This window comes from Streptococcus sp. CP1998 (genome assembly GCF_041026655.1).
GTDB lineage: Bacteria > Bacillota > Bacilli > Lactobacillales > Streptococcaceae > Streptococcus > Streptococcus dentalis.
The window spans coordinates 1,536,103-1,556,802 of record NZ_CP163380.1 but is presented as its reverse complement, the minus strand read 5'-3'; the positions used below and the strand labels follow the sequence as shown (position 1 = coordinate 1,556,802).

Annotated in this window: 23 protein-coding genes and 1 riboswitch; of the genes, 20 read left to right on the top strand and 3 right to left on the bottom strand. The window is 42.1% G+C overall.

Annotated elements, in window-relative coordinates; translation table 11 throughout:
• Positions 1 to 92 precede the first annotated feature (92 nt).
• The 11 genes from AB4X21_RS07935 (at position 93) to yidD (ending at position 7,420) form a co-directional block, all read left to right on the top strand.
• Positions 93 to 1,343 carry a diaminopimelate decarboxylase gene (locus AB4X21_RS07935; protein ID WP_369087780.1) on the top strand — a complete coding sequence of 417 codons (1,251 nt, stop codon included), beginning with the start codon at positions 93 to 95 and terminating at the stop codon, positions 1,341 to 1,343.
• 55 nt (positions 1,344 to 1,398) lie between these two features.
• Complete coding sequence (locus AB4X21_RS07930; protein WP_151378682.1) at positions 1,399 to 1,644, top strand: YneF family protein; 246 nt, start codon at positions 1,399 to 1,401, stop codon at positions 1,642 to 1,644.
• A 77-nt stretch (positions 1,645 to 1,721) separates the two neighbouring features.
• Positions 1,722 to 2,516, top strand: coding sequence for a glutamate racemase (racE, locus tag AB4X21_RS07925; RefSeq protein WP_369087779.1), 795 nt, complete (start codon positions 1,722 to 1,724; stop codon positions 2,514 to 2,516).
• Positions 2,513 to 3,493: a nucleoside-triphosphate diphosphatase gene (locus AB4X21_RS07920; protein ID WP_003005496.1), complete on the top strand. Its 981-nt coding sequence runs from the start codon at positions 2,513 to 2,515 to the stop codon at positions 3,491 to 3,493. The genes racE and AB4X21_RS07920 overlap by 4 nt, the downstream gene beginning before the upstream one ends.
• The gene (locus AB4X21_RS07915; protein WP_369087778.1) at positions 3,466 to 3,987 is read left to right on the top strand and encodes a metallophosphoesterase; all 522 of its coding nucleotides are present in this window, start codon (positions 3,466 to 3,468) and stop codon (positions 3,985 to 3,987) included. The genes AB4X21_RS07920 and AB4X21_RS07915 overlap by 28 nt, the downstream gene beginning before the upstream one ends.
• A complete protein-coding gene (gene cbpB, locus AB4X21_RS07910) occupies positions 3,984 to 4,445 on the top strand; it encodes a cyclic-di-AMP-binding protein CbpB (RefSeq protein WP_003008353.1) in 462 nt (153 codons plus the stop codon). Before AB4X21_RS07915 ends, cbpB begins: the two co-directional genes overlap by 4 nt.
• A complete protein-coding gene (gene xerD, locus AB4X21_RS07905) occupies positions 4,442 to 5,173 on the top strand; it encodes a site-specific tyrosine recombinase XerD (protein ID WP_369087777.1) in 732 nt (243 codons plus the stop codon). The genes cbpB and xerD overlap by 4 nt, the downstream gene beginning before the upstream one ends.
• The gene (locus AB4X21_RS07900) at positions 5,173 to 5,892 is read left to right on the top strand and encodes a segregation/condensation protein A (RefSeq protein WP_369087776.1); all 720 of its coding nucleotides are present in this window, start codon (positions 5,173 to 5,175) and stop codon (positions 5,890 to 5,892) included. Before xerD ends, AB4X21_RS07900 begins: the two co-directional genes overlap by 1 nt.
• Entirely contained in the window at positions 5,876 to 6,445 is a 570-nt protein-coding gene (gene scpB, locus AB4X21_RS07895) for an SMC-Scp complex subunit ScpB (protein WP_369087775.1), read from the top strand. Before AB4X21_RS07900 ends, scpB begins: the two co-directional genes overlap by 17 nt.
• Positions 6,435 to 7,166 (top strand): pseudouridine synthase, encoded by a 732-nt coding sequence (locus AB4X21_RS07890; protein ID WP_369087774.1) that lies wholly within the window; start codon positions 6,435 to 6,437, stop codon positions 7,164 to 7,166. Before scpB ends, AB4X21_RS07890 begins: the two co-directional genes overlap by 11 nt.
• Complete coding sequence (yidD, locus tag AB4X21_RS07885) at positions 7,163 to 7,420, top strand: membrane protein insertion efficiency factor YidD (RefSeq protein ID WP_003013303.1); 258 nt, start codon at positions 7,163 to 7,165, stop codon at positions 7,418 to 7,420. Before AB4X21_RS07890 ends, yidD begins: the two co-directional genes overlap by 4 nt.
• Positions 7,421 to 7,480: 60 nt before the next feature.
• Here yidD and AB4X21_RS07880 read toward each other — a convergent pair whose 3' ends face one another.
• Positions 7,481 to 8,920 carry a TrkH family potassium uptake protein gene (locus AB4X21_RS07880; RefSeq protein WP_320911243.1) on the bottom strand — a complete coding sequence of 480 codons (1,440 nt, stop codon included), beginning with the start codon at positions 8,918 to 8,920 and terminating at the stop codon, positions 7,481 to 7,483.
• A 5-nt stretch (positions 8,921 to 8,925) separates the two neighbouring features.
• Positions 8,926 to 10,281, bottom strand: a complete 1,356-nt coding sequence (trkA, locus tag AB4X21_RS07875) for a Trk system potassium transporter TrkA (protein WP_369087773.1) — start codon at positions 10,279 to 10,281, stop codon at positions 8,926 to 8,928.
• Between the two features lie 333 nt (positions 10,282 to 10,614).
• On the opposite strand from trkA, the gene AB4X21_RS07870 reads away from it, so the two are divergent.
• From AB4X21_RS07870 to AB4X21_RS07840, 7 genes are all read left to right on the top strand, one after another.
• Entirely contained in the window at positions 10,615 to 11,157 is a 543-nt protein-coding gene (locus AB4X21_RS07870; protein WP_369087772.1) for a tRNA (cytidine(34)-2'-O)-methyltransferase, read from the top strand.
• 79 nt (positions 11,158 to 11,236) lie between these two features.
• A riboswitch (FMN riboswitch) is annotated at positions 11,237 to 11,386 on the top strand.
• A gap of 217 nt (positions 11,387 to 11,603) precedes the next feature.
• Positions 11,604 to 12,161, top strand: coding sequence for an ECF transporter S component (locus tag AB4X21_RS07865; protein WP_003005658.1), 558 nt, complete (start codon positions 11,604 to 11,606; stop codon positions 12,159 to 12,161).
• Positions 12,151 to 12,801: a phosphatase PAP2 family protein gene (locus AB4X21_RS07860; protein ID WP_369087771.1), complete on the top strand. Its 651-nt coding sequence runs from the start codon at positions 12,151 to 12,153 to the stop codon at positions 12,799 to 12,801. The genes AB4X21_RS07865 and AB4X21_RS07860 overlap by 11 nt, the downstream gene beginning before the upstream one ends.
• 58 nt (positions 12,802 to 12,859) lie before the next feature.
• Complete coding sequence (locus AB4X21_RS07855) at positions 12,860 to 13,819, top strand: TIGR01212 family radical SAM protein (protein ID WP_023918876.1); 960 nt, start codon at positions 12,860 to 12,862, stop codon at positions 13,817 to 13,819.
• Positions 13,803 to 14,360: a class I SAM-dependent methyltransferase gene (locus AB4X21_RS07850; RefSeq protein WP_155172385.1), complete on the top strand. Its 558-nt coding sequence runs from the start codon at positions 13,803 to 13,805 to the stop codon at positions 14,358 to 14,360. The genes AB4X21_RS07855 and AB4X21_RS07850 overlap by 17 nt, the downstream gene beginning before the upstream one ends.
• Positions 14,353 to 14,607 carry a hypothetical protein gene (locus AB4X21_RS07845; protein ID WP_023918874.1) on the top strand — a complete coding sequence of 85 codons (255 nt, stop codon included), beginning with the start codon at positions 14,353 to 14,355 and terminating at the stop codon, positions 14,605 to 14,607. The genes AB4X21_RS07850 and AB4X21_RS07845 overlap by 8 nt, the downstream gene beginning before the upstream one ends.
• A gap of 12 nt (positions 14,608 to 14,619) precedes the next feature.
• Positions 14,620 to 16,674: a cation:proton antiporter gene (locus AB4X21_RS07840; protein WP_369087770.1), complete on the top strand. Its 2,055-nt coding sequence runs from the start codon at positions 14,620 to 14,622 to the stop codon at positions 16,672 to 16,674.
• A 339-nt stretch (positions 16,675 to 17,013) separates the two neighbouring features.
• Here AB4X21_RS07840 and AB4X21_RS07835 read toward each other — a convergent pair whose 3' ends face one another.
• Positions 17,014 to 17,805 (bottom strand): ABC transporter ATP-binding protein, encoded by a 792-nt coding sequence (locus AB4X21_RS07835; RefSeq protein ID WP_270299292.1) that lies wholly within the window; start codon positions 17,803 to 17,805, stop codon positions 17,014 to 17,016.
• Between the two features lie 74 nt (positions 17,806 to 17,879).
• On the opposite strand from AB4X21_RS07835, the gene AB4X21_RS07830 reads away from it, so the two are divergent.
• Positions 17,880 to 19,007 carry an AI-2E family transporter gene (locus AB4X21_RS07830; protein ID WP_061454999.1) on the top strand — a complete coding sequence of 376 codons (1,128 nt, stop codon included), beginning with the start codon at positions 17,880 to 17,882 and terminating at the stop codon, positions 19,005 to 19,007.
• Between the two features lie 126 nt (positions 19,008 to 19,133).
• Positions 19,134 to 20,615 (top strand): M protein trans-acting positive regulator PRD domain-containing protein, encoded by a 1,482-nt coding sequence (locus AB4X21_RS07825; RefSeq protein WP_003005647.1) that lies wholly within the window; start codon positions 19,134 to 19,136, stop codon positions 20,613 to 20,615.
• Positions 20,616 to 20,700 lie beyond the last annotated feature (85 nt).

The following is a 20,700-nucleotide window of genomic DNA, read 5'->3' as shown; positions in this document are numbered from 1 at the left end:
AAGAGCAATTGAGCTGGGGCATTTGCCTCGGCTTTTTTTGTCTTTCGACTTGTGCTATACTAATAGTGACTAAAGAATAGAAATGAGCGCTTATGAAAACACCTTTTGTAACCCGTGAACAATTAGAAAGTCTGACCCAAGAATTCCCTACCCCTTTCCATCTCTATGATGAAGCAGGAATTCGTGATACGGCTCGTGCCCTCCATCAAGCTTTTGCTTGGAATGAAGGATTTAAGGAATACTTTGCCATCAAGGCGACTCCCAATCCTTCGATCCTAAAAATTTTGCAAGAAGAGGGCTGTGGTGTCGACACTGCCAGCTACGTGGAATTATTAATGGCGGATAAGCTGGGCTTTAGCGGGAAAGAGATTATGTTTTCTTCTAACAACACGCCAGCTGATGAATTTGTCTATGCTAGAGAATTAGGGGCAACTATCAATCTGGATGCCTATGAAGATATTGCTTTCTTGAAGTCTGTGACTAGCATCCCCAAGGTTATTTCTTGCCGCTATAATCCTGGTGGAGTTTTTGAACTGGGAACCGATATTATGGACAATCCTGAAGAAGCCAAGTTTGGAATGACCAAGGAGCAATTGATCCAAGCCTTTATCGAGTTGAAAGAACTAGGTGTGGAAGAGTTTGGCATTCACGCTTTATTAGCTTCTAATACTGTATCCAACGACTACTATCCAGAGCTGGCGCGTCAACTTTTTGAATTGGCAGTAGAAGTCGTCGAGAAAACAGGTGTCCACTTGGGCTTCATCAATCTCTCTGGTGGGGTTGGGGTCAATTACAAGCCGGAGCAAGAACCAAATGATATTGCCATTATTGGGGAAGGCGTGCATCGCGTTTTTGATGCGATTCTCAAACCGGCGGGACTTGGCCATGTGAAAATCTATACCGAGCTTGGTCGCTTTATGCTGGCTTCACATGGCCTCTTAGTAACCAGAGTCACTCATAAAAAGAAAACCTACCGGACCTATGTGGGCGTCGATTCTTCAGCTGTGAATCTTCTTAGACCGGCTATGTACGGTGCTTATCACCATATTACCAATATGGATCGTCCAGATGGACCGACTGAAGTGGTCGATGTCGTGGGAAGTCTCTGTGAAAATAACGATAAATTTGCCAAACAACGAGAACTACCCGTGACGGAGATTGGAGATTTGCTCGTGATCCATGACACCGGAGCCCATGGATTTTCAATGGGGTATCAGTACAATGCCAAGTTGCGTTCTGCAGAAGTTTTGCTTCAAGAAGATGGGCAGGCCCGTTTGATTCGTCGAGCAGAAAAATCAGAAGATTATCTTGCGACACTCTACGGCTTTAACATTGAAAAATAAGCGATTGTCTGATATAATGATAGTTATGTAAAAATAATGGATCGGAGAAAATTGTATGAATCTCTTTTTAGGAATTTTGTTGATTATTTTAGCTTTCTTTGGTGGGATGATTGCAGGAATGTTCTTGCTTCGTCGTCAATTTGAAAAAGAATTTGCATCAAACCCACGTTTGAATGTTGAAGCAGTCCGTACGCTTTTAGGTGCCAGTGGCCAACGTCCAAGCGAAGCAAAAGTTCAACAAGTCTATCGCCAAATTGTGAACCAACAAAAATCTACAATGGCGAAAAACAAGAAAAAATAAGAGTGGGGCAATCTCACGATAATAAATGAGAGGGGCTTGGAGGAATTTCTTAGTCCCTCCTTTTGGAAGGAAGAGATATGGATAACCGACCGATTGGTTTTTTAGATTCTGGAGTAGGGGGCCTGACTGTTGTCCGCGAATTGCTCCGTCAGCTTCCTCACGAAGATGTCGTCTATATTGGAGATTCAGCGCGTGCACCTTATGGTCCTAGACCAGCAGACCAAATTCGCGAGTATACTTGGCAGATGGTGGACTTCCTTCTGACCAAAAATGTCAAGATGATTGTCTTAGCCTGTAATACAGCGACGGCAGTTGTTTGGGAAGAAGTCAAGGAGAAACTTGATATTCCCGTTTTGGGAGTGATCTTGCCCGGAGCTTCTGCAGCCATTAAATCGACGATCCATCAAAAAATTGGGGTCATTGGGACACCGATGACGGTTTCTTCTGGAATTTATAAAGAGAAGATTCAAAGTCTAGCACCAGACATGGAAGTCAATAGTTTAGCTTGTCCCAAGTTTGTTCCTCTAGTGGAATCAAACGAGTTGGCATCCAGTGTGACCAAAAAGGTGGTTTACGAAACCCTAAAACCACTAGTTGGAAAGGTTGATACCTTAGTCTTGGGATGCACCCACTATCCCCTTTTAAAACCGATCATTCAAAATGTTATGGGACCGGATGTTAAATTGATTGATAGTGGGGCAGAGTGTGTTCGGGATATTTCCGTCTTATTAAACTATTTTGAGCTTAATAAGAGTCGCGAACTCTTAGAGCAGACCCACCGCTTTTATACAACTGCAAATGCCAATAGCTTTGCAGCGATTGCCGAAAAATGGCTAGAACGTTCAGTGAATGTGGAGCATGTAAATTTATGAGTGACAAACTATTTGAATACAAAGATCCCCAAGATTGGTATATTGCCCAATGGGGAGAAGATGCAGACTACAACCAATTTAGTCAAGTGCCTGCGGAAGCTTCCACACTTTTAGATCAGCTGGAACTTCTCTTTGCCAAGGATCCTGAAGGATTCCCTCTCAATCTATCGGTGATGCGCTATGGTTCAGCCTTTCGTTTTCTGACCTTTTTGACCGAAATCTTGAATGAAGTCAAGGGAAGAGCTTTTGAAATCGTACAGCGTCAAGGAGCCTTGCTCTTGGTTGAAAAAGGGAAATTGCTCTATTTGCATTTGCCAAGTGATGGGGTGGATTTGGAAGCCTTTTTGGGTCAAGACAAGGTCAAAGATACGATTCTTATTGCGACTCGAAATGAGGGAAAAACTAAAGAATTCCGTAATATGTTTGAAAAACTGGGCTTTGAAGTGGAAAATCTCAATCAATACCCAGAGCTTCCAGAAGTCGAAGAGACAGGTCTGACCTTTGAAGAGAATGCCCGCCTAAAAGCTGAAACCATTGCAGAGCTAACTGGGAAAACAGTCTTAGCGGATGACTCAGGTTTGAAGGTGGATATCTTGGGAGGCTTACCAGGGGTTTGGTCAGCTCGCTTTGCGGGAGTTGGTGCGACAGATGCGGAAAACAATGCGAAATTGTTGCACGAATTGGCCATGGTCTTTGACTTGAAAGATCGTTCAGCTCAGTTCCATACCACCTTGGTGGTTGCAAGACCAGGCAAGGAAAGCCTAGTGGTGGAAGCAGATTGGCCAGGGTATATTAATTTTGAGCCCAAAGGGGAACACGGCTTTGGCTATGACCCTCTCTTCTTAGTTGGGGAAACGGGCCGTGCTGCTGCTGAATTAACGCTAGAAGAAAAAAATACACAATCACATCGTGCTTTAGCTGTTAAAAAGTTATTGGAGGTATTTCCATCATGGCAAAGCAAACAATCATCGTTATGAGTGATTCGCATGGAGACCGCTCCATTGTTGAAGCTATTAAAGAAAAATACCTAGGCCAGGTCGATGGGATCTTTCACAATGGGGATTCTGAACTGAAAAGTGATGATCCTGTCTGGGAAGGGATCCATGTTGTTCAAGGAAATATGGATTTTTATGATGGCTATCCGGAACGCTTGGTGATCCAACTAGGGCCAACACGGATCATCCAGACCCATGGGCATCTCTTCCAGATCAATTTTAGTTTTCAAAAATTGGATTTATGGGCCCAAGAGGAGGAAGCAGATATCTGTTTATACGGTCACCTTCATATCCCAGATGCTTGGAAGGAAGGAAGAACCCTCTTTGTGAATCCTGGATCCGTTAGCCAACCTCGTGGTCTGATTCGGGAGTGTTTGTATGCCAAGATAGAGATTACGGATTCGAACTTTAGGGTAGAGTATTATACGCGAGATCATGAATTGTATCCTGAATTGACAAAGGAGTTTAGCAGATGATAGCAAAGGAATTTGAACGTTTCTTGCTGGCGCAGGAAGAGACGTTCTTAACTCCTGCCAAAAATTTAGCGGTCTTGATTGATACCCACAATGTAGATCATGCGGTCCTGCTGTTGAGCCAGATTAGCTATAGTCGCATCCCGGTAGTGACGGATGAACGCAAGTTTGTGGGGACGATCTCCCTAACGGATATTCTATCTTATCAATTGAAACACGAGATTCCTGAGGAGACTTTTGCTTCGATGGATATCGTAGACGTTGCAAAGAAGGAGGTCGGGGTCATCGGCTTAGACTTCAATTTGACAGAAGTCCTTCACAAGTTGGTGGATGACTCCTTCTTATCAGTGGTGGATGAAGAAGGTTATTTCCAAGGGATTATTACGCGGAAATCGATCCTCAAAGCCATCAATTCGCTAATGCATAATTTTTCAAATGAATACGAGATGATTCCAAAATGAAAGAATTTATTGCAAGTTTTATTGATCAAAAAGAACTAAGTGAAAATTCTCAGTCAGCCTATTTCTATGATTTGGACCAATTTATTGAATCAATTCATGGAAAAGTAACACCGACGAATTTGAGAATTTACCAAGCTTCGATTAAAGATTTTAAACCGGCGGTTCAAAAACGAAAATTATCCGCCGTTAACCAATTTTTATATTATTTGTATCAAGAACGCTTTATTTCTGAATATCATCGTTTGGTCTTGCCTAAAATTCAACCGGCCAAAACCCATGATCGTGAATTGTTGGATCTGACCCATTTTTGGGAAGAATCAACCAATCCACAGGGACGCTTGATGGCCTTATTGATTCTGGAGATGGGCTTATTGCCAAGTGAGATCCTCCAAGTCAAGGCCGAAGATATTCAGCTGGACTTTCATGTGATTCGAGTGGGCAAAGATGGCCAAAAACGAGTTTTAAAAGTTCCAGAGCCTTTACTGGATGAGTTGCAGCTCTTCCTCGATGGTGTCTATCTCTTTGATAATAAGGGAAAATCATACTCCCGTCAGTGGGGATTCCGGCAATTAGAAGCCTTCTTGATTGAAAAAGGCAACCAAGACCTTTCGGCGCAATCGATTCGTGAGCAGTATATTTTGAAACAACGTGAACTCGGTGTGGATCTCTTTAGTATTGCGCGTGAATTGGGCCTAAAAACTATGGTGACATTAGAAAAATATAAATAATGGATATTAAATTTAAAGATTTTGAAGGGCCTCTGGATCTCTTGCTCCACTTGGTCTCTAAATACCAGATGGATATCTATGAGGTCCCCTTGATTGAGGTGATTGAACAGTATCTGGCTTATCTGGCGACTCTCCAGGCAATGAAACTAGAGGTGGCAGGGGAATACATGCTGATGGCTAGTCAACTTACCCTGATCAAGAGTCGAAGACTTCTTCCTAAGGTCGCAGAGGAGATGGATGAAGCAGAGGATCTAGAGCAGGACCTCCTTTCTCAATTGGAAGAGTACCGTACTTACAAGCAATTGGGAGAGTTGATGGCCTCGCAGCACGAGGAGCGCGCCCTCTATTATTCGAAACCGAAGATGGAATTGGTCTATGACGATACCGAATTACTTCATGATCGCACCACGGTGGATCTTTTCTTGGCTTTCTCAAAACTATTGACCAAGAAAAAAGAAGAATTCCGCCAGAACCATACAACCATTGTCAAGGATGAATACAAGATTGAGGATCTGATGGACCAGCTGCGTCACCGATTCCACGATCGTTCACAAGTTCTCTTGCAGGACTTGTTTCTAGAAGCAGCGGATCTCCAAGAGGTCATTACCCTATTTCTTGCAACCCTTGAATTAATCAAGATTCAAGAGGTAACAGTGATACAGGATATGGCTTTTGGAGAAATTTACTTAAATAGGATTGAACATGAGCAAATTAGCTGAAATAGAAGCACTCCTATTTGTAGCGGGTGAAGAAGGAATTACTGCCAGACAAATCGCAGATCTTCTCTCTTTACCCTCTACAGGTGTGGTGCAAAGTTTAGAAAAATTGGCCCAAAAATACCAGGAGGATACAGATACCAGTCTGTGTTTGATGGAGACAGCTTCCCGTTATAAATTGGTGACAAAGGCAGACTACGCTTCGGTTTTACGAGACTATTCTAGAACGCCTATGAACCAAAGTTTGTCTCGGGCTACCCTTGAAACCTTGTCAATTATTGCTTATAAGCAACCGATCACCCGTGTGGAGGTCGATGATATTCGGGGTGTCAATTCCAGTGGGGCCATTACCAAACTACTGTCATTTGATCTGATCCGTGAAGATGGGAAAAAAGAAGTCCTCGGGCGTCCTAATTTGTATGTCACGACGGAGTATTTTTTGGATTACATGGGGATCAATCATTTGGAGGAATTGCCAAAGGTTGAGGAAGTGGACCTCAATCCAGAGGAAGGTCAATTATTTTCAGAGAGAACAGAGGAATTAGATGAGAATTAACAAATATATCGCCCATGCAGGCGTGGCTAGTCGTCGCAAGGCCGAAGAACTGGTCAAGCAAGGCTTGGTGACGGTCAATGGCCAAGTCGTGCGTGAATTAGCGACCATCATTAAAACCGGTGATCAGGTAGAAGTAGAAGGGACTCCAATCTATAATGAAGAAAAGGTCTACTATCTTTTAAATAAGCCACGTGGCGTCATTTCTAGTGTATCGGATGATAAAGGTCGGACAACAGTCGTTGACCTTTTATCTCAAGTACCAGAGCGCATCTACCCAGTGGGACGTTTGGACTGGGATACATCTGGTGTCTTGATTTTGACCAATGATGGTGATTTTACAGATGAGATGATCCACCCGCGAAATGAAATTGATAAGGTCTATGTGGCGTGTGTCAAAGGGATTGCCAATAAGGAAAACTTACGTCCCTTGACGCGAGGGGTGACCATTGATGGAAAGAAAACCAAGCCAGCGACTTACGAGATTTTAAAAGTGGATGTCGAAAAGAACCGTTCAGTGGTTCAGTTGACCATTCATGAAGGGCGTAACCACCAGGTTAAAAAGATGTTTGAAGCTGTGGGACTTTTAGTGGACAAACTCTCCCGGACCCAGTTTGGGAATTTGGACGTCTCAGGACTACGTCCGGGTGAATACCGTCGTTTGAACAAAAAAGAAATCAGCCAGCTGCACAATCTAGCAGTAACTAAATCTAAAAAAGCATGAAAACAATCCTGATTGCGCTGGTCAGAGGCTATCAAAAATGGATCTCTCCCCTATTTCCGCCTTCTTGTCGTTTTCAACCGACCTGTTCCAATTATATGATCCAAGCGATTGAACGTTTTGGTGTGAAAGGTGTCTTGATGGGGATTGCAAGGATTCTACGTTGCCATCCGGGAACCAAAGCAGGACCAGACCCCTTGCCAGACCATTTTAGTCTGAAGCGAAATGAAGAATCAAAATTGGACGATCGGAAATAAACAGAAACACCCTTAGAAATTATTTTTCTAAGGGTGTTGATTTTGTACTAGAGTTGTCTATCAGCGTTTAGACCATGTTTTAGGGAGAAAGAGAAGAATCATTGGATAGATTTCAAGCCGTCCGGCAATCATGGCTAAGGAAAGTAACAGTTTTGAAATCGGACTAAAGATGGAGAAGGTTTGACCTGTTCCAATCATAGGTCCAATGTTGTTGAAACAACTAAAGACAGCGCTGACAACCGTCATGAAGTTATTATTGTCTAGACTCACTACAAAGAGTAGGCCGATCGTGATAAAACTGTATATTGTAAAGTACTTGAGGATCTGATGCTGTGTATCCTTATCCAATATCGTATCATTGACATGCAAGGTCAGAACGCGATTCGGAGACAAGGTCGAAAGAACCTGATTTTTTGCGATTCGCCATAAGGTCAAGCACCGAATGACTTTTAGCCCCCCAGCGGTCGATCCAGCAGAACCACCGATGACCATCAGCATCAAGAGGATGAACTGAGAAAAGAGAGGCCATTTTTCTGTCGTTCCATAACCAAAACCGGTAGTGGTGATGATATTGGAAACTTGGAAGAAGGAAATCTCAAAACTCTTAGCGACATTGGCATAGAGATGAAGGACATTGTAAGCGATCAATACACTGGACACGAGGACGATGGTGATATAGGTCCGCAATTCCTCATCTTTAAAGAAGGCCTTGAATTTTCGGATCATGAGGAAGTAGTAGAGGTTAAAGTTAACCCCGAAGACTAAAACCCCGATACTGACTAAATAGGTGATCAAACTACTATTGTAGTGGGCAATTCCGTCGTTAAAAACGGTAAAGCCCCCGGTCCCAGCCGTTCCCATGGCGATGACAAAACTATCATAAAGGGGCATACCAGCAAGGAAATAAAGAACCACAAAGAGGAAGAACAAGCCCAAGTACAAGAAGTAGAGGATTTGAGCTGTGTTTTTTAATTTGGAAACGACCTTCCCAAAAACTGGACCAGGAACTTCCGCCTTCATGACTTCAAGGTGGCTGTTCTTGTTATTGTCCATAATTGCAAGGGCGAAGACCAATACTCCCATCCCTCCAATTAAGTGGGTGAAACTGCGCCAAAAGAGGAGAGAATGGCTGAGGACACCTACATCATCTAAAATCGTTGCCCCTGTTGTTGTAAAGCCAGAGCTGACTTCAAAGAAGGCGTCGATAATGTTGGGGATTTGCCCCGAAAAGACAAAGGGAAGGGCGCCAAAGAAGGACCAGAGGATCCAACAGAGGGCTACAATCAGGACTCCTTCTTTAGCATAGATGTGAAAATCCTTAGGTTTGTGAAAACTACCAAGGAGGCCAAACGCAAGTAGGATGGCCATGGTTGCTCCAATAGAGACAAAGACCTTGGCAGGTTCCCGATAGATTGCAGCGACCACTAAAGGAACGATCAGAAGACCAGCTTCGATTAAGAGGAGTTTGGACAAGAGGTAACGAATCATGCTTCTATTCATCAGGCTTACCTCTCAAGTAGATCGTAGATTTTAGTGACATTTTGAATCAAAGTGGTCACGACAATCCGATCTCCTACCATTAAACGGTCATCTCCATTAGGGAAAATAGCCTTACCATCTCGAATAATGGCGGCGATCAAGACGCCTTTTTTCAATTTCAATTCAGAGAGGGGATATTGGGTTAGTTTATTGTCTTCCTTAATTTGGAACTGCAAGGTTTCAATTCGGCCGTTTGCGACATGGTGCAAGGCTTCTAGGTTTGAGAACTGTGCATTGTAGCGCCCGCGAATAAAGTGCATAATGGTATCCACGGCGATGCGCTTTGGTGTGACGATACTGGTCATATCCTGATCGCCAATGATCTCCAACAGACTGGTTCGGTTGACCTTGGTAATGTTCTTTTTGACTCCGACGGAATTCAAGAACATGGAGGTGATGATATTTTCTTCATCGACTCCTGTCAAAGTGGCCACAGCATCGAAGTTGTTGGCACTCTCTTCTAAAAGAATGTCTTTAGCGGTTCCGTCTCCATGGACGACATAGAGGTCAGGAAATTCTTGGCTAAAGAATTCCGCCCGTTCGCGATTGACCTCTAAGACCTTGAGATCGATCTTGCGACGCACATCTTGAAGAATATTGAGTAGGTAGTAGGCAATTTTCCCAGCACCAATGATCATCATGCTCTTAATGACCTGAGGGCGAACATTGTTGTGGAAGAGAACGACCTCGATCCGATTACCCGTTACAAAAATCTTGTCTTGAGGTTGCAAGACAAAATCTCCGTTTGGAATGGTGAGTTCGTTGCCACGCTCGATTGCACAAACAATGACATTTCCGTATTTCTTTCGGAATTGGGAGAGGCTCATATTGCAGAGATTGCTATCTGGCTTGATCTTAAATTCCATCAAGGCTACCCGACCATTGGCAAAATGCTCTACAGAAAGGGCATTTGGGAAGTCAATGATATTGGCAATATAACGAGCTGTCAGCAATTCCGGATTGACAACCAGGGAGAAGCCCAAGATATTTTTTTCCTTGAAGTAGGAATTGGAATATTCCGGATTCCGCACTCGAACGATGGTCTCTTTGGCTCCCATTTTTTTAGCCAAAACAGCGGAGACCATGTTCACTTCATCGTACTCGGTCATAGTAATGAAGATATCACAGTTTTCAACATCCGCTTGCTCCAAGATCTTGAAGTTCGCCCCATTCCCTAAAATTCCAATGATATCAAACCGTTTGGTAATATGGTTAAGAACGGATTCGTCTTTTTCGATCAAAATAACATCGTGGTTTTCAGCAACGAGAGAACGACAAAGGGCCGTTCCAACCTTTCCTCCACCAACAACAATAATTTTCATAGAATACCTCCAGAGTATGCTTCTATCATACTCTATTTTCAAGAAAAATTCATCTTTTTTAAGGATTTTCTGGTGGAATTTTGAGAAGCTAAGAACAAGTAGGAGAAATCGTCAAAAGAGTAGAACGAGGAGGGATCGAAAACTTTGATAAAGTTTCTTAAAAAAATCTAAAAAAACTATTGACAGGAGCTTCAAAAGTGTTATACTTAGAAAGTACCTTCGTTGATTTACCTCAAACCTGTTGTGAGTTAAGTTAATGAAGCTGTAACCACGCTGTTTGCTGAGCTTGACTCCGGGCAGTGTGGCTATTTTTTTATCAGAAAGAGATCGAGTATGAATATTGAAGAACTGGACTACCAAGAGTCAGCAGCTCAAAACCACATCGTCTTGTTCCAACCTCAGATTCCACAAAATACGGGAAATATTGCACGGACTTGTGCGGCAACCAATTCCCCCCTGCATATCATTCGCCCTATGGCTTTTCCGATCGATGATCGCAAAATGAAGCGAGCAGGACTCGATTATTGGGACAAGCTGGATGTCCGTTTTTATGATAGCCTGGAAGAGTTTATGGAAGCAGCAGGTGACGGTCAGGTACACCTAGTGTCCAAGTTTGCAAATCAGACCTATTCGGACGTTTCTTATCAGGATGGGAAGTCCCATTATTTCTTGTTTGGACGCGAGGATAAAGGTTTGCCGGAAGATTTTATGCGCCAGCATGAAGAGAAGGCTATTCGCATTCCGATGAATGATGAGCACGTCCGTAGTTTAAATGTCTCCAATACCGTCTGCATGATTGTCTATGAGGCACTTCGCCAGCAAGGTTTTAAGGGGCTGGAGTTGAGCCATCGTTATGAGCACGACAAGCTCAAATAAGAACGAAAATTAAAATCCGAACCATGTAATCCATGACGTTACAAAAACTTGCCTAGGCAAGTTTTTTTTGTTATCATAAAAGGGTCTTCAGGGCAGGGTGTAATTCCCGACCGGCGGTGACTTTTATTAGGAAATGTTCTTTTCCATACTCTAAAAGAAGTCCGCGAGCGCAAGCTGATGTGGTGTGACTCCACAACCGACAGTATAGTCTGGATGGGAGAAGACGAGAGACGAATAGACTGACAGCTATTCTGATCTGTTTAGAGCTGGTTCATGGGAATAGTACGTTGGAGTCTAAGAATGACTAACGGCATGTTTTGATGGAGACCAGCTAAAGTAACTAGAAGGTTTTCTAGTTTAAGCTTTGTTTAAATAGTTTAGAGTAGAATGATGGAGTAGACGTCTTTCCAGCTTCTCTAATTTTTTAAAAATTGGAGGAACCTGTTATGACAAATACACGTAAACTGACCCTAGTGGCTGTTTTATCCGCTTTATCTTTTATTTTGATGTTCTATCAATTTTCTTTCTTGATAGATTTCTTCAAAATTGATTTGAGTATCATCGCCATTTTATTGGCCTTGGTCCTATTGGATTTTAAAAGTGCCGTTTGGGTGACCTTAATTCGATCTGTCCTTAAGTTAGCCCTTAATAATAAGGGACTTGAAACCTTGATCGGATTACCAATCAATATCATTGGAGTTCTTGTTTTTGTTCTTGCTTTTGCATGGATTTGGAACAAGGAACGGACCCATGGTCGATTTGTCCTGGCAACGATTGTTGGAACGATCAGCTTGAGTATCACGATGGTATTGGTGAACTATGTCTATGCAATCCCTTTGTATGCTCGTTTTATGAACTATGATATTTCGAAAACACTAGGGCTTGTCCACTATTTAGCCGCAATGGTTGCACCGTTTAACCTGATCGAAGGGGTGATTTGGGCCATCGCATTTGGGTTGATCTATACCTTATTGCAACCGATTTTGAAAAAATATGAAAAATAAACAACAACATTGGGCGAAGGCAAGCTTCGCCCTTCTCATTTTTGTCATTCTTGGGTATGTGATTCGCTTTTACCCGCAACAATTAACAGGCTTTGATAGCACAATTCAATCTGCTATTCGAGGCGATCTGCCTGCAACACTGACGGCCTTCTTTACCAAGGTGACCCATGTCATGGATACCAAGATCATTGTCATCTGGGTGGGCCTTCTGCTAGTGGTCTTTGTCTATAAGAAATGGTACAGTGAAGCTCTTTTTCTAGGGAGCAATCTGGTATTGACTGGTCTTTTGGTTCTTCTTCTAAAGAATATCTACCAGAGACCGAGACCAAGTATTCTTCATCTAGTAGAGGAAAAAGGCTTTTCTTTCCCGAGTGGTCATTCACTGGCGTCTACTCTTGTTTTGGGAAGTTTGATCATCATAATCGGCCAACATGTAAAAAATAAAACAGCCCGCTATTGCCTTCAAGGCATGCTGCTTCTGGGAATTGTGACCATTGTGGTTTCCCGCATTTATGTTGGGGTCCACTATCCATCAGACGTTTTAGGCAGTATGATTTTGGGCCTTGCTGTCTTACAGTTTGAGTATCCCTTGTATGATCGCTTGCGATTTCAATGGCGCTTTACGGGCAAGCAAAAATAAGCATCTAACAACTAGGAGTTGAACTCGCGTTTTGAGTTCGACTCTTTTTTTTGCTATAATGAAGGGTATGAAATCCTACAATACCTTGAATGATTATTATCGAACCTTATTTGGAGAAAAGACCTTTAAAGTCCCAATTGATGCAGGCTTTGATTGTCCTAATCGAGACGGAACAGTCGCCCACGGTGGCTGTACTTTTTGTACGGTCTCGGGTTCAGGAGATGCCATTGTGGCCCCAGAAGCTCCGATTCGAGAACAGTTTTACAAAGAGATTGACTTTATGCATCGGAAATGGCCAGATGTGAAGAAGTATCTGGTCTATTTTCAAAATTTCACCAATACCCACGATAAAGTGGAAGTCATTCGAGAGCGGTATGAACAGGCCATCAATGAACCAGGAGTGGTAGGAATCAACATTGGTACGCGCCCGGACTGTTTACCAGATGAGACCTTGGCCTACCTAGCAGAGCTGACAGAGCGCATGCATGTGACGATTGAGTTGGGTCTTCAGACGACTTATGAAGCGACTTCTGAATTGATCAATCGGGCCCATAGTTATGACCTCTACGTTGAAACAGTCAAGCGTATTCGCAAACAGGTGCCCAAGGCAGAGATCGTCTCCCATTTGATCAATGGCCTTCCTGGGGAGACGCATGAGATGATGGTGGAAAATGTTCGCCGTTGTGTGACCGATAATGAAATTGATGGAATCAAGTTGCACCTCTTGCATTTGATGACCAATACACGGATGCAACGAGACTATCATGAAGGAAGACTTCAACTCATGAGCCAGGAGGAGTATGTCAAGGTCATCTGTGACCAGTTGGAAATTATCCCCAAACACATTGTCATCCACCGGATTACAGGGGACGCGCCACGGGATATGTTGATCGGCCCTATGTGGAGCCTCAACAAATGGGAAGTCCTAAACGCTATTGAAACTGAAATGCGTCGGCGTGGAAGTACCCAAGGATGTAAGCTAGAAGAAAAGGAGACTGCCGATGCTTCGACCACTTGAAATGGCCCATCAATTTTTAGCAGAAGTCATCACCAAAGAAGATGTGGTGGTGGATGCGACCATGGGAAATGGACATGATACGGCCTTTTTAGCCCAACTTGCAGGCCAGGTCTATGCCTTTGATATTCAAGAGCAAGCCCTTGTAAATACCCAAGAAAGATTGGAAAAGTTGGGTCTTCAACAGGTCCGGTTGATTTTGGATGGCCACCAGCATGTGGACCAATATGTGGAGACCCTCAAAGCAGCTATTTTTAATCTGGGGTATCTGCCATCTGCAGATAAATCGGTCATTACTCTTCCAGCTACCACGATTGAAGCGATGGAGAAAATCTGTGCTCGCCTAGAAAAAGGTGGGCGAATGGCTATTATGATCTATTATGGTCATGAGGGAGGAGACATCGAGCGTGATGCAGTGCTGGATTTTGCCAGTCAGCTTCCTCAAAAAGACTATACAGCGACCATCTACCGGACACTGAATCAAGTGAATCAGCCACCGTTTTTGGTCATGATCGAAAAATTAGAAAGCTACCGTCATGGATAAAGAATATTTAAAGAATAAAATCGAAGGATTGAGACATCATTTTGTCGAATCAACCATCCACGAGCGTGCAATAGGTTTTTATGATGAAGCCCATATGACCAAAAAGATGCTCAAAATAAAAAAGAAATTGGTTTCGCTTGAGATGGAACGGTGCCAAAAGAAGATTGAGCACAAGGATGTAACCAAGACAGACCAAAAGATTGCGGAGTTAAAACAGCAATTTGAGACCTGTTGCCAAGAACGGTAAGGAGGGAGTGATATGGAACTACTCCTTTATGCAGTGATCTTTTCGATGATTTTGATCATCTCAAATGCCACGAATAAACTTGTGCCGAGCCTTCCTCTGCCCTTGATTCAAATTTTACTAGGGATTGGTTGGGCCCTCTTTGTGCCAGAAGAAAATTTTCATCTGGATACCGAGCTTTTTCTGGCCTTGGTCATTGGTCCTCTCTTATTTCGAGAAGCAGAAGAAGCAGATATTACTTCCGTCTTAAAGCACTGGCGGGTCATCCTCTATTTGATTTTCCCAGTGATTTTTATCTCCACCATTAGTTTGGGCTGGGCATCTCACTCCTTGTGGCTGAGCCTTCCATTAGCGACCTGTATGGCAGTTGGGGCGACCCTTGGGCCTACCGACTTAGTAGCCTTTGCTTCCCTGTCTGAGCGCTTTAGCTTTCCAAAGCGGGTTTCGAATATCTTAAAAGGCGAAGGATTACTAAATGATGCCTCTGGTCTAGTCGCCTTTCGAGTGGCCTTGGCAGCTCTTGCGACCGGGAGTTTCTCTCTTGGAGAGGCAGGGATTTCCTTAGGAATCTCCATTATTGGAGGATTTGCGGTGGGGATCTTGACGGCCTTTGTGAACCGGTGGCTGCAAACCTTGCTCTTGAGTGTTCGCGCCAGTGATATTGCTAGTGAATTGTTATTAGAACTGAGTCTCCCTTTGTTGACCTTCTTCTTAGCAGAAGAACTCCATGTCTCTGGTATCATTGCAGTAGTTGTGTCAGGAATCCTAAAAGCCAGTCGCTTTAAGCACATTACCCTCCTTGAAGCGCGGGTAGATACTGTGAGTCATACTGTCTGGAATACGGTCAACTTTATCTTAAATGGGTCGGTCTTTGTCATCTTAGGAATGGAATTGGAAATGATTTCCAAGCCCATCTTAAGTAGTCCCATTTACAATAATCTGCTTTTAGTTCTTTCTGTCTTTTTGTTGACAGCCTTGCTCTTTTTGATTCGTTTTGTCATGGTTTACCTCTTTTATTGGTACCGAACTGTTCGATTAAAAAAATCGTTGAGAAATTATCTAAAAGATGCCTTATTGCTGACCTTTTCGGGTGTGAAGGGAACGGTTTCGATTGCGACGATTCTTTTGATTCCAACCAAGATCGAAAAAGAATACCCTATCCTACTCTTTTTAGTGGCAGGAGTTACCCTTGTCAGCTTTATTGCTGGCTTAGTGGTACTTCCAAAATTATCAGAAGACAAGGAAGAAACCAATGACTACCTGATGCAGATTGCGATTTTAAATGATGTCGTCATGGAATTAGAAGCAGACCTAAAGAATAGCAAGCACAAGGGACCCTTGTATGCGGCGATTGATAACTACCATGGTCGCATAGAAAACTTGATTCTGGGCCAAGAAAACAGGCTCATTCAAAAGGACTGGGAACAGTTGAAGCTCCTGATTTTGAGTATTGAAAGTGACGGCTTGGAACAGGCTTATGAAGAAGGGAAGATTCGAGAGCGGGGCTACCGCGTCTACCAACGCTATCTTCGCAATATGGAGCAACGTGTCAATCGCAATCTTTCGTCTCGTCTAACCTATTACCTCTTGGTGTCTTTCCGCCTTTTGCGTTTATTAGTTCATGAGATCTTAACTTTTGGGTCTGGCTTGCGAAACTGGTGGACCCGAGAGGACAGCAAGTTAGAGGCCATTGATTATGACCAGATTGCGGCCCTCTATTTGGCCAATACAGAAATCATCATTGAAAGTTTGGAAGACCTCAAGGGGATTTATCGGAGCAGTTTGATTTCTTTCCTACAAGAATCTCGTCTGAGAGAGACAGCTATTATTACCAGTGGGGCCTTTGTGGAGCGGGTTATTAATCGCGTGAAACCAAATAATATCGATGAAATGTTGAGAGGTTATTATTTGGAGCGTAAGATTATTTTTGAATATGAAGCGCAACACCTGATTACCGCCAAGCAAGCACGCCGTATGCGACAAAATGTCAATGAATTAGAAAGCTATTCCCTAAGAGAAAGTGCCAATACGCTTCCATACGATTTGATCGAGTATGCACGAAATCGATAAAAGTAAAAGTGCTAAGATGGATATCTTAACACTTTTCAGATTGAGGACAAAGTTATCTTAAAAACTTTCCTTAAGTGAGTACGGACATCAGCGAACTTCTACGAAGTTCCATGACTAATTATTGAGCCTAAGGTCTCAATAATTCCGAGCGCCTGAAACTATTAAGTTTCAGGTACTTTTCTCACGGCGGAAAGTTTCAGTAGATGATTGAATAATTCTAACGAATAAATTTTTTTATTTTTATAGAATTTATTAGATTTGTAAAGAAGAACTGTTAGTCTATACTCTCGAAGTGCTAAGATTCTCATCTTAGCACTTTTTGCTTTATTCACTTTCTTTTCAGTGTGCGATTTCTGGTTTGACAAAGAGTCGCTCGTCACCAAGATCAATAAGGGATACTGGTGCTTCATAAAATTGGCTAAGGACATGGGGAGTTAGGATGTTTTCCTTTGGTCCTTGCTCGACCACTTGGCCATGTTTGAGTAAGAGGACATGGGTCATGTCTGTTGTAATTTCCTCGGCATGGTGGGTGACGTAAATCATGGTAGGCGCGTGATCCAGTTGTTTGATATGATGGATCTGACGGAGGAGTTTTTCTCTGGCAAAGAGATCCAATCCACTAGAGGCTTCGTCAAAAATGATCAGATCTGGCTGGTCCATGAGGCTTCGTGCAATGAGAACGGTCTGCTTTTCTCCCTGGGAGAGCTCTCGGTATTTGCGGCCGATCAAAGAGCTAGCCCCAATTGAAGTCAGCATATCCCGTGCCCAATTTAGTTCTTCCTCTCCGTATGCAGCATATAAAATACTACTCTTGTAGTGACCGGTTAGGACAATTTGTTCTGCCAAAAGATGCTCTGGCAGTCTTTCTGAAATAAAAGAGCTTACGATTCCAATACGCTTCCGCAACTCAGGAATTCCTCCTTCTCCAAAGCGAGTTCCAAGGACCGTTACCTGGCCAGAACTAGCCCAGTATTCAGACATGAGCAGTTTGAGGAGGGTCGATTTTCCTGCTCCATTTAAGCCTAAAATCGCCCAACATTCATTTTCTTTTACTTGCCAGTTAATCTCTTTTAAAAGGGCTTTTCCATTGCGGATCAAATTGACGTCTTGTAGTTCAATCAAATTATTCATATCTTCATCCTTTTGATTAAAATCCCCTTTATTCTATCATAAAATATGGTAGAATAGAAAACAGGAGGTAAGGAATGTTTCGAAATAGTAAATTGTTATTCTGGACATGTGAGATCTTATTATTGACGGTGATTTTCTATATTTGGAAATCAATGGGGACTTTAATTTCTCCATTTGTATCTGTTCTGAATACCATCCTCTTACCATTTTTAATTGCAGGTTTTTTATATTACATTACCAATCCGATTGTTGAATTGTTGGAAAAACACTTAAAAATCAAGCGTGTGTTTGGGATTTTGATCACCTTAGTACTGTTATTTGGGCTCATTGGCTTAGGGATCTTTTATCTGCTTCCTATCTTAATCAATCAGTTAACCAGCTTGATCAATTCGACTCAAGGACTTTACTGGGAAGTTCAGAGTTTGGTTCGAAAACTCTCAACCAATCCTTTGTTCCAGAATGTGAATATCCAATCGACGATTCAGCAGTTGAATCTTTCTTATATGGATATCCTTCAAAATCTCTTGAATAGTGTGACTAACAGTTTAGGCAGTGTGGTTAACACCATTGTCAATACGGTCTTTATCTTGATCATGACACCGATCTTCTTGGTTTATTTCTTGATTGATGGGAAGAAGTTATTGCCGATGTTGGAGCGGACCATTTTACGCAATGACAAACTCCACATCTCAAGCCTCTTGGTTAGTTTGAATGAAACCGTCTCGCGCTATATTAGTGGGATTTCGATCGATGCCTTGATCATTGGGACCCTAGCCTACATTGGCTATAGTTTTATTGGATTGAAGTACGCTTTGGTCTTTGCCATTTTTTCTGGATTGGCCAATCTCATTCCATATGTAGGACCAACCATTGGTTTGATTCCGATGATCATCACCTATGCCTTCACAGATGTGGATATGATGATCAAAGCAGTCATTTACATGTTGATTATCCAGCAGATCGATGGGAATATTCTTTATCCGCGTATCGTTGGAGGCGTGATGAAGGTTCACCCGATTACCATTATGGTTCTCTTATTGCTCTCAAGTAATATCTATGGAATTATCGGGATGGTTGTCGCGATTCCAGTCTATTCGATTGGAAAAGAAATTGTAAAATTCTTGGTGAATCTTTATGATAACCACCGTGTTGCTAAGGAACAGAAGAAAAAAGAAGAATTTGGAATCATTAATAAATCCTAGACTCTAGTGCCTATAAGGGCCTTGGAGTCTTTTTTGTATATTTTTTGAAAAATAGTCAACAAGCTCAATAAAATATGTTAAAATATAAGAGATTTTGAATTAAAATATGAAATTAGGTAGGAAAAGATGAGACTGCTCTTATCCAAAAAACAGAGACGCCAATTGCAATTATTAGAAATCTTGATTAAGGAAAAAAGATGGTTCCACTTGAAAGAGTTGGCCAAGCGTTTGGATTGTACAGAACGTTCGTTAAAAGAAGATTTGTCTAATCTTCGTAGCACTTTTGATGACTTTATAATTGAATCATCTACCAATGGAATCAAACTTAGTTATGAGGATTCGGTTGGGCTTGAGGTAATTTACCATCACTTTTTTAAAGAATCACAAGCATTCGCATTGATTGAATATCTCTTTTTCCACAAGGATGTTTCCAATGAATATATTTGCAGGAAGTTTGATCTGAGTCACCAATCTTTCTACCGCTTGATTCGGACGATTAATCAGAAGCTTCAAACCAAATACAATATAAAGATTGATTTGAAACCCTTGAACCTTGTCGGAGATGAGATTGACGTTCGTTTCTTTTATGCCCAATATTTTGCAGAGCGTTATTACTATATGGAATGGCCTTTCCCAGAATTTAAGGAAGAGGCTGTGACCGACTTGATCACCTTCTTCTTCAAACTCTATGGCTATCCATTGACTTTCTCTGTCCTCAGGTCTTATAAAGTTCTTTTGACAGTCTACTTATCACGTATTAAGCAGGGCTATTTTATTGACATGCCAACGAACTATGATGTGTATAAGGACCAGTATCAAGGGGTGACCAATGTCGAGGAGATGTTGCGCTACTTTAGCTTGCAGCTGGGTGTCGAGTTGAATGGAAAAGTGCTGGAGCAGTTCTTCATTATCTTTATTCAAGAGAATTTCTATTTCAGCCCTGAAAGCCTGATTGAAGCTGCAGCAACAGACTCTTATGCAAAAAAATCGACAACTCTCATTAAAGACATGTTCAGGGAGCTATGTTATACCTATGATTTAGATATTGAAAATCTAGATGAGATGTTGATGCATGTCCATAATACGTCACATCTCGGTCGGAAAGAATTATTCTCCGAGTTCCTCTTATTTGATATCAAGACCAATACCAACGAAGATTTCAAGAGCATCTTCCCAGCCTTTTATGATGATTTGAGAAACTATTTAATCATCTATATGAAGACCATGAAGCATGATCTAAATGAAGAGATTCTCAAGCACATGATATATACGGTTTACACTCACTGGGAGCGTCTCTTACCGCAGTTATTGCGCCGTCGGAAATCCATTAAGGTCTTAATTATTAGTCGTTTTGATGATCACCATGCCAAATCCATGATCGATTTTCTTAATTTTTACTGTACGGATAACTTTGAATTTACGCAGATGATCAAGTATAATCTAACAGTGGATGATATCGAGAATTCGGACGCAGATGTTGTGGTAGCTAACTTTATGATACCGAAATTAAAGAGAAAAACCTTTATCTGTACAAGTAGTCTCTCATTACTTGGGCTAGTCGAAAAACTCAACGCATTCTTTTATGATTTTACCAGTGCAGAACACTAAAATCAGGACCTGTTCCTGATTTTTTGATGGGAAAAAAAGAAATTGATATATAAGAATGCAGGCTCTCATATTTTGTGGTATAATA